14 protein-coding genes are annotated in these 12,848 nt (G+C 68.5%); 10 read left to right on the forward strand and 4 right to left on the reverse strand.

Annotated elements, in window-relative coordinates; translation table 11 throughout:
- Window positions 1–47 precede the first annotated feature (47 nt).
- The 5 genes from ACFVKT_RS22520 (at window position 48) to pstB (ending at window position 4,982) form a co-directional block, all read left to right on the forward strand.
- Complete coding sequence (locus tag ACFVKT_RS22520; RefSeq protein ID WP_385734122.1) at window positions 48–464, forward strand: NUDIX hydrolase; 417 nt, start codon at window positions 48–50, stop codon at window positions 462–464.
- Window positions 465–856: 392 nt separating this feature from the next.
- Window positions 857–1,978 carry a phosphate ABC transporter substrate-binding protein PstS gene (gene pstS, locus ACFVKT_RS22525; protein WP_385734124.1) on the forward strand — a complete coding sequence of 374 codons (1,122 nt, stop codon included), beginning with the start codon at window positions 857–859 and terminating at the stop codon, window positions 1,976–1,978.
- 109 nt (window positions 1,979–2,087) lie between these two features.
- Complete coding sequence (pstC, locus tag ACFVKT_RS22530) at window positions 2,088–3,098, forward strand: phosphate ABC transporter permease subunit PstC (protein ID WP_385734125.1); 1,011 nt, start codon at window positions 2,088–2,090, stop codon at window positions 3,096–3,098.
- Window positions 3,095–4,153, forward strand: coding sequence for a phosphate ABC transporter permease PstA (gene pstA, locus ACFVKT_RS22535; RefSeq protein WP_385734127.1), 1,059 nt, complete (start codon window positions 3,095–3,097; stop codon window positions 4,151–4,153). Before pstC ends, pstA begins: the two co-directional genes overlap by 4 nt.
- Window positions 4,154–4,205: 52 nt before the next feature.
- Window positions 4,206–4,982, forward strand: coding sequence for a phosphate ABC transporter ATP-binding protein PstB (pstB, locus tag ACFVKT_RS22540; protein ID WP_385734128.1), 777 nt, complete (start codon window positions 4,206–4,208; stop codon window positions 4,980–4,982).
- A 111-nt stretch (window positions 4,983–5,093) separates the two neighbouring features.
- On the opposite strand, the gene ACFVKT_RS22545 is transcribed toward pstB, so the two are convergent.
- Window positions 5,094–5,273, reverse strand: a complete 180-nt coding sequence (locus ACFVKT_RS22545) for a hypothetical protein (RefSeq protein WP_385734130.1) — start codon at window positions 5,271–5,273, stop codon at window positions 5,094–5,096.
- Window positions 5,274–5,393: 120 nt separating this feature from the next.
- On the opposite strand from ACFVKT_RS22545, the gene ACFVKT_RS22550 reads away from it, so the two are divergent.
- Both ACFVKT_RS22550 and ACFVKT_RS22555 read left to right on the forward strand, forming a co-directional pair.
- Window positions 5,394–6,242, forward strand: a complete 849-nt coding sequence (locus tag ACFVKT_RS22550; RefSeq protein ID WP_385734132.1) for a hypothetical protein — start codon at window positions 5,394–5,396, stop codon at window positions 6,240–6,242.
- A gap of 122 nt (window positions 6,243–6,364) precedes the next feature.
- The gene (locus tag ACFVKT_RS22555; protein ID WP_385734134.1) at window positions 6,365–6,568 is read left to right on the forward strand and encodes a hypothetical protein; all 204 of its coding nucleotides are present in this window, start codon (window positions 6,365–6,367) and stop codon (window positions 6,566–6,568) included.
- 71 nt (window positions 6,569–6,639) lie between these two features.
- On the opposite strand, the gene ACFVKT_RS22560 is transcribed toward ACFVKT_RS22555, so the two are convergent.
- A complete protein-coding gene (locus ACFVKT_RS22560) occupies window positions 6,640–7,023 on the reverse strand; it encodes a metal-sensitive transcriptional regulator (RefSeq protein ID WP_385734136.1) in 384 nt (127 codons plus the stop codon).
- Between the two features lie 299 nt (window positions 7,024–7,322).
- On the opposite strand from ACFVKT_RS22560, the gene ACFVKT_RS22565 reads away from it, so the two are divergent.
- The 3 genes from ACFVKT_RS22565 to ACFVKT_RS22575 all read left to right on the forward strand — a co-directional run bounded on the left by ACFVKT_RS22565 (window position 7,323) and on the right by ACFVKT_RS22575 (window position 10,754).
- Window positions 7,323–7,943, forward strand: a complete 621-nt coding sequence (locus tag ACFVKT_RS22565) for a DUF47 domain-containing protein (RefSeq protein WP_266459195.1) — start codon at window positions 7,323–7,325, stop codon at window positions 7,941–7,943.
- A gap of 7 nt (window positions 7,944–7,950) precedes the next feature.
- A complete protein-coding gene (locus ACFVKT_RS22570) occupies window positions 7,951–8,949 on the forward strand; it encodes an anion permease (protein WP_385734138.1) in 999 nt (332 codons plus the stop codon).
- A gap of 233 nt (window positions 8,950–9,182) precedes the next feature.
- Window positions 9,183–10,754: an FAD-binding oxidoreductase gene (locus ACFVKT_RS22575; RefSeq protein ID WP_385734140.1), complete on the forward strand. Its 1,572-nt coding sequence runs from the start codon at window positions 9,183–9,185 to the stop codon at window positions 10,752–10,754.
- Between the two features lie 165 nt (window positions 10,755–10,919).
- Here ACFVKT_RS22575 and ACFVKT_RS22580 read toward each other — a convergent pair whose 3' ends face one another.
- Together ACFVKT_RS22580 and ACFVKT_RS22585 are read right to left on the reverse strand one after the other, a co-directional pair.
- A complete protein-coding gene (locus ACFVKT_RS22580; RefSeq protein ID WP_385734142.1) occupies window positions 10,920–11,621 on the reverse strand; it encodes a phosphatase PAP2 family protein in 702 nt (233 codons plus the stop codon).
- Between the two features lie 193 nt (window positions 11,622–11,814).
- Window positions 11,815–12,822 carry an NlpC/P60 family protein gene (locus ACFVKT_RS22585; protein ID WP_385734241.1) on the reverse strand — a complete coding sequence of 336 codons (1,008 nt, stop codon included), beginning with the start codon at window positions 12,820–12,822 and terminating at the stop codon, window positions 11,815–11,817.
- Window positions 12,823–12,848 lie beyond the last annotated feature (26 nt).

Here is a 12,848-nt window from a genome sequence, read left to right on the forward strand (position 1 = left end):
TCTGGGGGCCCTCGAAGAAGGCCCCGCAGGAAAGGACTGGAGGTCCGATGACCGACGACGACACCGTCCGGGCGGCCGGCTGCGTCCTGTGGCGACCTTCCCCGGTCGCCGGCGAGCTGGAGATCTGCCTGGTCCACCGGCCGAAGTACGACGACTGGTCGCACCCCAAGGGCAAGCTCAAGCGCGCCGAGGAGCCCCTCGCGGCCGCCCTGCGCGAGGTGGAGGAGGAGACCGGGTTCCGCTGCGTGCCCGGCGCCCGCCTCCCCTCCGCCCGCTACTCCGTTGACGGGCAGCCCAAAGAGGTCAGCTACTGGGCCGCCGAGGCGGCGGACGGCCGCTTCACCCCCAACCGCGAGGTCGACCGCATCGCCTGGCTCGCCCCGGACGCGGCCCGCACCCGCCTCACCCAGCCCCGCGACCGCCACCTGGTGGACGCCCTGCTGAGTGCGCTGAACCTTGCCTAGCGCCGCTGGAGCGCCTCGCACGGCGATCACGGAAGGTCACCCGGCTTCGGCGGATTCGTAACCGGCTAACTTCGGCCGATTCACGACCGGCCGACTTCGGCGGATTCACGACCGGCGTCGCAACATGTGCGTACCCGAATGAATACGTACAGTTTCCCTCTGGGTCCGACAACCTGGGATCTCTCTGTGTCCTCGACGTAAGCGTTCCGTGACCTCACCGCACCGTCCGCAGGGGTTCACCCTCCGTTCACTTTTGGCCATCGGCGCCTTCACCTGATCTGCCTAATTTCGGCCTTACACGGTGCGAAGGGCATTCATGGGTGCCTCCTCCGCATCACACAGACTTCGCACGCCGCCACCAGACGGCGGCTCCTGGAAGGAACTCCCGAAAAGTGAAGCTTCAGCGCATGAACCGGCGGGCCATCACCCTCGGTGCTCTCGCCGTCTCCGGCGCCCTGGCCCTCACGGCGTGCGGCTCGGACGACACTGGCGCCTCCAGCGACCCGAGCGCGTCGTCGGGTTCGACCAGTTCGATCAAGTGTGATGACGCCAAGGGTCAGCTCCTCGCCGACGGCTCCTCCGCGCAGAAGAACGCGATCGACGCCTGGGTCAAGGAGTTCAGCACCGCCTGTGGCGTGCAGATCAACTACAAGGGCGGCGGCTCGGGCGCCGGCGTCACCGCGTTCACGCAGGGCACGGTGGCCTTCGCCGGCTCCGACTCCGCGCTGAAGCCCGAAGAGGTCGAGGCCTCCAAGGCGGTCTGCACCGGCGGCCAGGCCATCGACCTCCCGATGGTCGGCGGCCCGATCGCGGTCGGTTACAACGTCCCGGGTGTGGACAACCTGGTCCTGGACGCGCCCACCATCGCGAAGATCTTCGACAGCAAGATCACCAACTGGAACGACGCCGCGATCAAGGCGCTGAACCCCGACGCCACGCTGCCCGACCTGAAGATCCAGGCGTTCCACCGCTCGGACGAGTCCGGCACCACGGACAACTTCACCAAGTACCTGATCGCCGCGACGCCCGACAACTGGAAGTACGAGGGCGGCAAGGCCTGGCAGGCCAAGGGCGGCCAGTCCGCGAGCGGCTCCAGCGGTGTCGCCGCGCAGGTCAAGCAGACCTCCGGCGCCATCAGCTACATGGAGCTCTCCTACGCCAAGGACGGCATCAACGCCGCGTCCCTGGACACGGGTGCCGCCGCCCCCGTCGAGGCCACCGTCGACAACGCCACCAAGGCGATCGCCGACGCCAAGATCGTCGGCACGGGCTCGGACCTCGCGCTGCAGCTCAACTACACGACCAAGGCCGACGGTGCGTACCCGATCACCCTGGTCACCTACGAGATCGCCTGCGACAAGGGCAACAAGGCCGACACCCTGACCGCCACGAAGGCGTTCCTGACCTACATCGCCAGCGAGGAAGGCCAGGCCCTCCTCCCCGCCGCCGGCTACGCGCCGATCCCGGCCGACATCATCGCCAAGGTCCGCACCACCATCGCGGGCCTGAGCTAGTTCCCGACGGTGCGGTCCGGCCCCGCCACGGGGCCGGACCGCACCGCGTCCGGTGCACCGCCGCCAGGAGCCCCACATCTCGTGCGACTCCGCAGACCGGAGAAAACTGATGGATATATCGACTAAGAACGACGCAGAAGCGCCTCCGCCAACTCCCCAGCCCACCGCGACCGAGCAGAAGCGCGCCAGTCGCGGCGCCACCCGACCCGGTGACCGAGTCTTCCTCGGTCTCTCCCGCGGCTCGGGCATTTTCCTGCTGGTGGTCATGGCCGCCATCGCGATCTTCCTGACCTATCGCGCCACCCTCGCGATCAGCAAGGACGAGAGCAACTTCCTCACCACGTTCGAGTGGAACCCCACCGCGATCCCGCCGGACTTCGGCATCGCCGTCCTGGCCTTCGGCACGGTGGTCTCCTCGATCATCGCCATGGTCATCGCGGTCCCGATCGCGGTCGCCATCGCGCTGTTCCTCACGCACTACGCCCCGCGCAGGCTCGGCGGCCCCATCTCGTACGTCATCGACCTGCTCGCCGCCGTGCCGTCCATCGTGTACGGCCTGTGGGGCGCCCTCATCCTCGTCCCGCACATGAACGGCCTCTTCGGCTGGCTCAACGACTACCTCGGCTGGACCGGCATCTTCGAGTGGCAGGGCGGCGCCCCGCGCTCGATGCTCACCGTCGGCATCCTGCTCGCGATCATGATCCTGCCGGTCGTCACGAACGTGAGCCGTGAGGTCTTCCGGCAGTCCCCGCAGATGATCGAGGAGGCGGCTCTCGCCCTCGGCGCCACGCGCTGGGAGGTCATCCGCATGTCGGTGCTGCCCTTCGGCCGCTCCGGCGTGATCTCCGCCTCGATGCTGGGCCTGGGCCGCGCGCTCGGCGAGACGATGGCCGTCGCCACGGTCCTCTCGCCGACCTTCGACATCCAGGCCAGCCTGCTCGACCCGGGCGGCGGCACCTTCGCCCAGAACATCGCCAGCAAGTTCGGTGAGGCGTCCGAGCAGGGCCGTGACGCGCTCATCGCCTCCGGTCTGGTCCTCTTCGTCATCACCCTGCTGGTCAACGGTGCGGCCCGCGCGATCATCGCCCGCCGCAAGGAGTACTCGGGGGCCAACGCATGAGCCAGACCCTAGATGTGAAGCCCCCCAGCGACCTGAAGGGCGCCACGCTGCCCAGGTGGACCCCGTGGGCGATCGCCGCGGGCTCGGTCGTCCTCGGCATCGGGATCAGCGCCGCGGCCGGGCTGGACAGCAGCATCCAGTGGGGCCTGATGGCCGCGGTCTTCTTCGTCCTCGGGACGTACGCCATCGCCACGCGCGTCGAGGGCCGCCGACAGGCCAAGGACCGGGTGGCGACCAGCCTGGTCTGGGTCGCGTTCCTCCTCGCGGTCGTGCCGCTGGTCTCCCTGGTCTGGACGACCGTCGCGCGCGGTGTGAAGGTCCTCGACGTCTACTTCCTGACCCACTCGATGGGAGTCGTCGCCGACACCGAGCCGGGAGGCGGCATCTACGCCGCCGTCATCGGCAGCCTGGAGCAGGTCGGCCTCGCCGCACTGATGGCCGTACCGGTCGGTGTGCTCACCGCCGTCTACCTCGTGGAGTACGGGCGCGGCAACCTCTCCCGGGCCATCACGTTCTTCGTCGACGTCATGACCGGCATCCCGTCGATCGTCGCCGGCCTGTTCATTCTGAGCCTGATGCTGCAGTTCGACATGCAGCCCTTCGGCTTCGCCGGCTCACTCGCCCTGGCGATCCTGATGATGCCGGTCGTCGTCCGCTCCACGGAGGAGATGCTCAAGCTCGTTCCGAACGAGCTGCGCGAGGCCTCCCTCGCCCTGGGTATCCCGAAGTGGCGCACCATCCTGAAGGTGGTCCTGCCGACTTCCCTCGGCGGCATCACCACCGGCATCATGCTGGCAGTGGCCCGTATCGCGGGCGAGACCGCACCGGTGCTGCTGCTGGTGTTCGGCAACCCCTTCATCAACAACAACCCGTTCGAGGGTGCGCAGGCCTCGTTGCCGCTGTACATCTACCAGCAGTACGCGAACAGCGCCGGCTCGGGCGCGGCGTACGACCGTGCCTGGGCGGCGTCGCTCACCCTGATCGCCTTCATCATGATCCTCAACCTGGCGGCTCGCGGCATCGCCCGCTGGAAGGCGCCGAAGACAGGTCGCTGACGCGGCCATATCAGCGACCGACGTCTCCCCCTCGAAAGAAGCAGTGAGTGAAATGGCCAAGCGAATCGACGTAAGCGGACTCACCGCTTACTACAGCGCCCACAAGGCGATCGAAGACATCTCCATGACGGTCGAGCCGCGCTCCGTGACGGCCTTCATCGGCCCCTCCGGCTGCGGCAAGTCGACCTTCCTGCGCACCCTCAACCGCATGCACGAGGTCACCCCCGGTGGCCGCGTCGAGGGCAAGGTGCTCCTGGACGACGAGGACCTGTACGGGCACGGCGTCGACCCCGTCGCCGTGCGCCGCACGATCGGCATGGTCTTCCAGCGCCCCAACCCCTTCCCCACCATGTCGATCTTCGACAACGTGGCGGCGGGCCTGAAGCTCAACGGCTCCTACAAGAAGTCCGAGCTCAGCGACATCGTGGAGAAGTCCCTCAAGGGCGCGAACCTCTGGAACGAGGTCAAGGACCGTCTGAACAAGCCCGGCTCGGGCCTGTCCGGCGGTCAGCAGCAGCGTCTGTGCATCGCGCGGGCGATCGCGGTGGAGCCGCAGGTGCTCCTCATGGACGAGCCGTGCTCGGCCCTGGACCCGATCTCCACCCTCGCGATCGAGGACCTGATCGGCGAGCTGAAGGAGCGCTTCACGATCGTCATCGTGACGCACAACATGCAGCAGGCCGCACGCGTCTCCGACCGCACCGCCTTCTTCAACCTGTCGGCGGTCGGCCAGCCCGGCCGGCTCATCGAGATCGACGACACGGAGCGCATCTTCTCCAACCCGTCGGTGCAGGCCACCGAGGACTACATCTCGGGCCGTTTCGGCTGAGCCGAAGCCTTCTGGACCCCTCGCGGTGCTGCATGGCGGTGCCACCGCGAGGACGAGAAGGGCCCGCCCCTGGCTCCCAGGGGCGGGCCCGCTCGTTTTCTCACCGCACCCTTACCCCTGGGAGTGTCCGTCCCCGTCCGTGCGGGCCAGGCTGCGGGCTCTTCGCGCCGGGCCACGCCAGCCGCAGGAGCAGCGGGCAAAGCAGAAACGGCCCTGCTCGACCGTTGTCGTGTGGTGTTCCTGCGCCTGGGCGGTGTCGTCCTGCTGTGCCACATTGACAACGTTACCCATCGCGGTTGAACGGCACGCAGACGCGTGACAAGCACCCCCACACGTCGTTAAGCGGAACGACGGGGAGTCCGAGAGCCCCGGGACGGACCGGCTGGGGGTCAGCAGGCGATGGTGGCGCACGTGATCGCGCGAGTGACGGAGAACGGGCGGCCGGGCCGGTTGGCGGCCACGGCCGCGGCGACCGGACTCCTGGTCTGTGTCTGTGTCACCGGATGCACCGGCGGCGCGGGCGGCGCCGAGGACGCCCGTGCCGGCGCCGACCCCGTCGAGGTGGTCCACCGGGCCGCCGCCACCCTGCGCCGGGCGGGCAGCGCGCAGACCATCACGTCCATGGAGATGGCCACCGGCGGAACGCGGGTCACCATCCGGGGCGAGGGCGTGTACGACTTCGAGCAGCAGCGGGGCCGGCTGAAGGTACTGCTGCCACAGGATCCCGCGGGCGCCGCCGACCACCGGCCCATCACCGAACTCCTCGCCCCGGGCGCCCTGTTCATGAAGAACCGCGGCGCCGGTGTCCCCGCCGACAAGTGGGTCCGCGTCGACACGGCCGGCCTCTCCGACGGGAACCTGGTGACCGGCGGCGCCACCGATCCGTACGCGGCGGCCGAGTTGCTGCGCGGGGCGCGCACGGCGGCGTACGTCGGGAAGACCGAGGTCGCCGGGACCCCGGTGCGGCACTACCGCGGCACGGCCGACCTCGATGTCGCCGCGAAGAGCGCGTCGGAGGGCAACCGGGACGCGCTGAAGGCCGCCGCCAAAGGGTTCGCCACCGCGCAGGTACCGTTCGACGCCTTCCTCGACGACCAGGGGCGCCTGCGCAAGGTCCGCCACCGCTTCAGCTTCGTCAACGGCTCCGAGAAGGGCACGGTCGCCGTCGCCTCGACGACCTTGCTGTACGACTTCGGGGTCGCCGCCGACGTACAGCTGCCGGATTCCGCGGACATCTACGCCGGGAAGATCGCGGAGTAGGGAGCGGCGTCCTGGGCAGGGGCGCGTAGGAGGACTTGGGGGCCGGAAATGGCCCTTCCGTGCCATGCGCGGTGTGTAGGCCGCTACCTACTCTAGGAAGTCGGTGACGGCAGGAAGAGGTGATGTACGTGGCTCCGGTCGGCGGTACGGCAGTTCAGGACCACGTGGCCCTCGCCGAGATCGAGCTGTGCGGAGAGCTGATCATCGCGGCCTCGGCCGCGCACGAGGACCGGCTCAGCCTTGAGAGCATCGACGAAGTGCTGAAAGTGGCCGAAGCGCGCACCCATGAGCGTGAGCTTCAGCAGGCGCGGGCCATGAATCCGTAGCCCGTCCCGGCCAGTCGGGTGTGGCCCGGTCCCCGCGCCGCCGTTCCGCACACTGCGTACGGCGGTGTATGTCACGTACGCAGCAGTCGCCCGATCGCCTTCGTCGCTTCCTCGACCTTCGCGTCGATCTCGTCGCCGCCCTTGACGGCCGCGTCCGCGACGCAGTGGCGCAGGTGCTCCTCCAGGAGCTGGAGGGCGAAGGACTGCAGGGCCTTCGTGGAGGCGGAGACCTGGGTGAGTATGTCGATGCAGTAGACGTCCTCGTCGACCATCCGCTGCAGACCGCGGATCTGGCCCTCGATCCGGCGCAGGCGCTTGAGGTGCTCGTCCTTCTGGTGGTGATAGCCGTGGATACCCCGGTCGTGGTCGGTCACGATCTGCTGCACGGGTTCGCCAGCGGGCGTCGCCTGCGGTTCGCCGGAGGGCGCCGTCGCGCCGGCCTCGGTGGTCGTCATCGCGTCCTCCTGATGATCCTGATGATCCTTTCGGCGGTCCCGGAGGGCCCGTGGGGCACCTCGTGGGATATTCCGGAGGCTCTTGTCGAGATCCTGTCCGTTTCGCCGCGTACATATACCCCTGGTAGGTATATGGTATCGAACTTTGCTGGGTATAGGGCCCTTGCCCGATGCCGGGACCGGACCCTGTGCTGATCACTGTGCCCGATGGGCGACACTGGGAGACGGCCCATTAGCCGTGGCCGGATGATGCGCCTAGCATCAGCCTGACCGAAACCGAAGCACCCCGAGGACCCCAAGTGCGCTTTCGTCTGACCCCCAGGGAGACGAGCTTCTACGACATGTTCTCCGCATCCGCGGACAACATCGTCACGGGCTCGAAACTCCTCATGGAACTGCTCGGGGCCGACGCCTCCGGCCGGACCGAGATCGCAGAGCGTATGCGGGCCGCGGAACACGCCGGAGACGACGCCACGCACGCCATCTTCCACCAGTTGAACTCCTCGTTCATCACGCCGTTCGACCGTGAGGACATCTACAACCTGGCCTCGTCCCTCGACGACATCATGGACTTCATGGAGGAGGCCGTCGACCTGGTCGTGCTGTATCAGGTCGAGGAGCTCCCCAAGGGCGTGGAGCAGCAGATCGAGGTGCTGGCCAGGGCGGCCGAGCTGACGGCGGAGGCCATGCCGAACCTCCGCACCATGGACAACCTCACCGAGTACTGGATCGAGGTCAACCGCCTGGAGAACCAGGCCGACCAGATCCACCGCAAGCTGCTCGCCCAGCTCTTCAACGGCAAGTACGACGCCATGGACGTGCTCAAGCTCAAGCAGATCGTGGACGTGCTGGAGGAAGCGGCCGACGCGTTCGAGCACGTGGCGAACACGGTGGAGACCATCGCCGTCAAGGAGTCCTGACCTCTTCATGGACACCTTCGCCCTGATCGTGACCATTGGCGTCGCGCTCGGATTCACATACACGAACGGCTTCCACGACTCGGCGAACGCGATCGCGACCTCCGTGTCGACGCGGGCGCTCACGCCGCGGGCGGCGCTCGCGATGGCCGCGGTGATGAACCTCGCGGGAGCGTTCCTCGGCAGCGGCGTCGCCAAGACGGTCAGCGAGGGCCTGATCCAGACACCCGAGGGCTCGAAGGGAATGGGAATCCTCTTCGCCGCCCTCATCGGCGCGATCACCTGGAACCTGATCACCTGGTACTTCGGTCTGCCGTCCTCCTCCTCCCACGCCCTCTTCGGCGGCATGGTGGGCGCGGCGCTCGCCGGCGGGACGACGGTCTACTGGCACGGGGTGCTGGACAAGATCGTCATCCCGATGTTCGTCTCCCCGGTCGTCGGCCTGCTCGTCGGCTACCTGGTGATGACCGCGATCATGTGGCTGTTCCGCCGCTCCAACCCGCACAAGACCAAGCGCGGATTCCGCATCGCGCAGACCGTCTCCGCCGCCGGCATGGCCCTGGGCCACGGCCTTCAGGACGCCCAGAAGACCATGGGCATCGTGGTGATGGCCCTGGTCATCGCCGACGTACAGAACGCGGGCGATCCGATCCCGGTCTGGGTGAAGATCGTCTGCGCCGCGATGCTGTCCCTGGGCACGTACGCCGGCGGCTGGCGCATCATGCGCACGCTGGGCCGAAAGATCATCGAGCTCGACCCTCCGCAGGGCTTCGCGGCGGAGACGACCGGCGCGTCGATCATGTTCGCCTCGGCGTACCTCTTCAAGGCCCCCATCTCCACGACCCACGTCATCACCTCCGCCATCATGGGCGTCGGCGCCACCAAGCGCCTCAAAGCCGTCCGCTGGGGAATCGCCAAGAACATCATCCTGGGCTGGTTCATCACGATGCCTGCGGCAGCACTGGTAGCGGCCCTGAGCTTCTGGCTCGTGAACCTGGCGTTCCTGTAGGGACGCTCGCTCGCTCCCGACGCCCCGTTGCAGCCCGTCCGGCGTTTGAGGACGAGGCCGTCCAGGCCGAAGCGGGGGTCTGGGGGGCGGCATCCCCCAGGTACAAGGGACGGGCAGGGGCGGAGGGCGCGAAACCCTCCACCCCAGCCCCACCCCACCCGCAGACACCCCGTAAGTGGAACCCCCAACCCTGGGGACTCGTCTCCTCCCACGGAACCAACGGAGAGGCGCACATGCAACGGCGTACGTTCATAGGCGGAGCCACCGCCGCACTCGCGGCGGCAGCCACAACGGCGTGCAAGGGCAACGGCATGGGCAGCGACAACACCGGTACACCCAGCACCCCCCTCCGCACAACCACCACCACCACCACCAGCACCAGCACCAGCACCAAGGCCGCCGCAAACTGGACCGCCCTCGCCACCGACCTGGACGGCACCCTGATCCGCCCCGGCGACGCCACCTGGCCAACCGCCCACCAGCTCTACAACACCCGCTTCGACACCCTGAAGCCCACCGCAGTCGCGTACGTCGCCACCGCGGACGACATCCGCACCACCATGGCCTACGCCCGCGCCCACGCCATCAAGATCTCGGTCCGCAACGGCGGCCACTCCTACGGAGGCTGGTCCTCCGGAAACGACCGCCTGGTCATCGACGTATCGAAGCTGAACCAGATCCGCGCGAGCGCCAACGAGGCGGTGGTCGGCGCCGGTTCCAAACTGATCGACGTCTACCGCGCCCTCGCCGCGAAGGGCGTCACCATCCCCGCCGGCTCCTGCCCCACCGTCGGCGTCTCCGGCCTGACCCTGGGCGGCGGCCACGGCGTGGTCTCCCGCGCGTACGGCCTGACCTGTGACAGCCTCACGCAGGCGACGCTGATCATGGCCGACGGCAAGCAGCTCACCACGAACGCCACCGACCACAAGGACCTCTTCTGGGCCCTGCGCGGCGCCGGCAACGGCAACTTCGGCATCGTCACCGAGCTCCGGTACAAGACCCACCCCGCGCCCCAGGCCGTATCCGCGTACATGAGCTGGCCCTGGTCGAAGGCCGCCGCCGTGGTCAAGGCCTGGCAGGAGTGGGGCCCGACCCAGCCGGACGAGATCTGGTCCTCGTGCCACCTCGCGAACGCACCCGGCGGCACCCCGACGATCTCCATAGCGGCGTTCTCCCTCGGCACGTACGGCGAACTCCAGAACGCCGTGGACCGCCTGGCCGACACGATCGGCGCCTCCGCGACCAGCGTCTCGCTGAAGCGCAGGTCGTACAAGGACTCGATGGAGGTGTACGCGGGCTGCTCGTCCTTCTCCACCGACGCCCAGTGTCACCTGCCGGGTTCGACCCCTGGCCGCTCCTCGCAGGGCGCGCTGGGCCGCGAGACGTACGCGGCACGCTCGGACTTCTTCGACCGTTCGCTGTCCTCGGCCGGTGTCCAGGCCCTGCTGAACCAGCTCACGACGGTCCGGGGCAGCGCGGGCAGCATCGCCTTCACGGCACTCGGCGGCGCGATCAACCGTGTCTCGCCCACCGCCACGGCCTTCGTCCACCGCCGCTCACGGATGCTCGCCCAGTACATCGTCTCCTGGAAGCCCGGCACGTCCGGCACGACCGCCCAGTCCTGGCTGTCCACCGCCCACCAGGCCATGGCCCCCTACGCCTCGGGCGCCGCCTACCAGAACTACGCGGACCCCACCCTCACCAACTGGCGCAAGGCGTACTACGGCGACGCGGCCCCCCGCCTGACCACCCTGAAAAGGCTGTACGACCCGAGCCGGGTCTTCACGTTCCCGCAAGCCCTCTGACGGCAACCGCACCAGGCCCCGCGGATCGACCTACGCGGCCAGATCCCGGTCCCCGGGCCGCTCCACCCGAGCCCCCGCGATCACCGCTTCCTCCGACCTACGCGGCCAGATCCCCGGTCCCCGGGCCGCTCCACCCGAGCCCCCGCGATCACCGCTTCTTCCGACCTACGCGGCCAGATCCCGGTCCTCGGGCCGCTCCACCCGACTCCCCGCGATCAGCGCTTCCTCCCCGGCCAAGGAGACTCCCCGCGCCCTGATCAGCCCGCCGACCCGCGCCGACCCCTCCACCGCCTTGGTCAACGGCGTCAGCAGCAGCATGGCGAGCGGGGACAGCAGCAGGGCGACCGCCGTACCGAGGGCGAAGCCGCCGATCACGTCGGTCGGATAGTGCACGCCCATGTAGACCCGGCAGAAGCCCTCGACCAGCGCGAGCCCTATGCCCACCAGCCCGAACTTCCGGTGGGCGACGAAGAGCCCGACCGCCACCGCCATGGTGAGGGTCGCGTGGTCGCTGACGAAGGAGTAGTCGGTCTTGCCGGACACCAGCACGTCCAGGTCCTGGTGGTCGACGAAGGGTCTGGGCCGCGCCACGAAACCTCGTATCGGGATATTCACCAGCACCGCGATCGCGGCGGCCAGCGGCGCCCAGATCACCGCCGCCACGTTCGGCGCGGCATCCTCGCCGCCCCGCCGCCGCACGGCCCACCAGCAGCCGGCCACCAGCAGGAGCATCGCGATCAACAGCCCGTACTCACCCACGAACTCGACCCCGTGGTCGAACCACCGGGGCGCGTCCTTGGCCAGGCCATTGATGTCGTAGAGGAGGTTGACGTCGGGGTTGGAACCGGATTCGGCGAGTCCAGCCATGGTGCTGTGGCCCCTTCGTCGTCTTGCCCGCGCGCGCAGCCTTTCGTGCGGCGCCCTGTCCCACCCCCGTGGTCGTAGATCCGCTCTACGAGAAAAGGAACGCACACTCCCCTGATATACGTTCCACCCTCCACCGAATGATCACGCAGACGTTATCGAAGAGAGACACATCGCCGCAGCTCAGAGGGCAGGTTCAGACCGTCGTGGGCAATGCTTTCGCGCCATCTTCGGTCACTCGGGTGGCTCCGAAGTAGTCGGGGGTGTCGATGGGGTCGAAGCGGATTACGGCACCCGTCCGCGGCGCGTCGATCATGTATCCGCCGCCCACGTAGATGCCCACGTGCCGGATGGCCCGGGAGTCGGTGAGGTCGTCCGAGAAGAACACCAGGTCCCCCGGCAGCAGTTCGGCCCGCGAGGGGTGCGGCCCGGCGTTGTACTGGTCGTTGGCGACCCGCGGCAGCGTGACCCCGACACTCTCGTACGCGGCCTTCGTCAACCCCGAGCAGTCGAAGCGTCCGCCCTGGTCAGCGGTACCGTTCCCGCCCCACAGGTAGGGCGTGCCGAGCTTCTCCTGGGCGTACGAAATGGCCGCCGCGGCCTGCTTGGACGGGTCGACCCGGGTCACCGGCGCGGCGAAACTCGCCTGCAGCGTGGTGATCGTCTTCACGTAGTTCTGGGTCTCCTTGTACGGCGGCACACCCCCGTACTTGATGACCGCGTACGCCCCCGCGTTGTAGGCGGCGAGCATGTTCTGCGTCGGGTCCCCCGGCGCGTCCTTCACGTACGAGGCGAGCTCGCAGTCGTACGAAGCGGCAGACGGAATCGCGTCATTCGGATCCCATACGTCGCGGTCGCCGTCACCGTCGCCGTCGATTCCGTGGGTCGCCCACGTTCCGGGGATGAATTGCGCTATCCCCTGCGCCGACGCCGGACTCTGGGCCGTCGGATTGAATCCGCTCTCCTGGTACAACTGCGCGGCCAGCAGCGCCGGGTTGATGGCGCTGCACAGATTGCCCCACTTCTGCACGAGCGTCTGGTACGCGGCCGGCACCGCGCCCTTGGCGAGCGTGACCGCTCCTCCGCCCACCCCGCCCGCGATGTTCCCCGCGACCAGGTAGACGCCGACGACGAGCACCATCACGAAGCTGACGCCGCCCCCGACGGCGGCGATCGCCACGATCCATGCCTTACGCACCGTCAACCGCCCCTCACCGCCCGGGAGTCCGC

This window comes from Streptomyces sp. NPDC127595, from assembly GCF_042671685.1.
Lineage (GTDB): Bacteria > Actinomycetota > Actinomycetes > Streptomycetales > Streptomycetaceae > Streptomyces.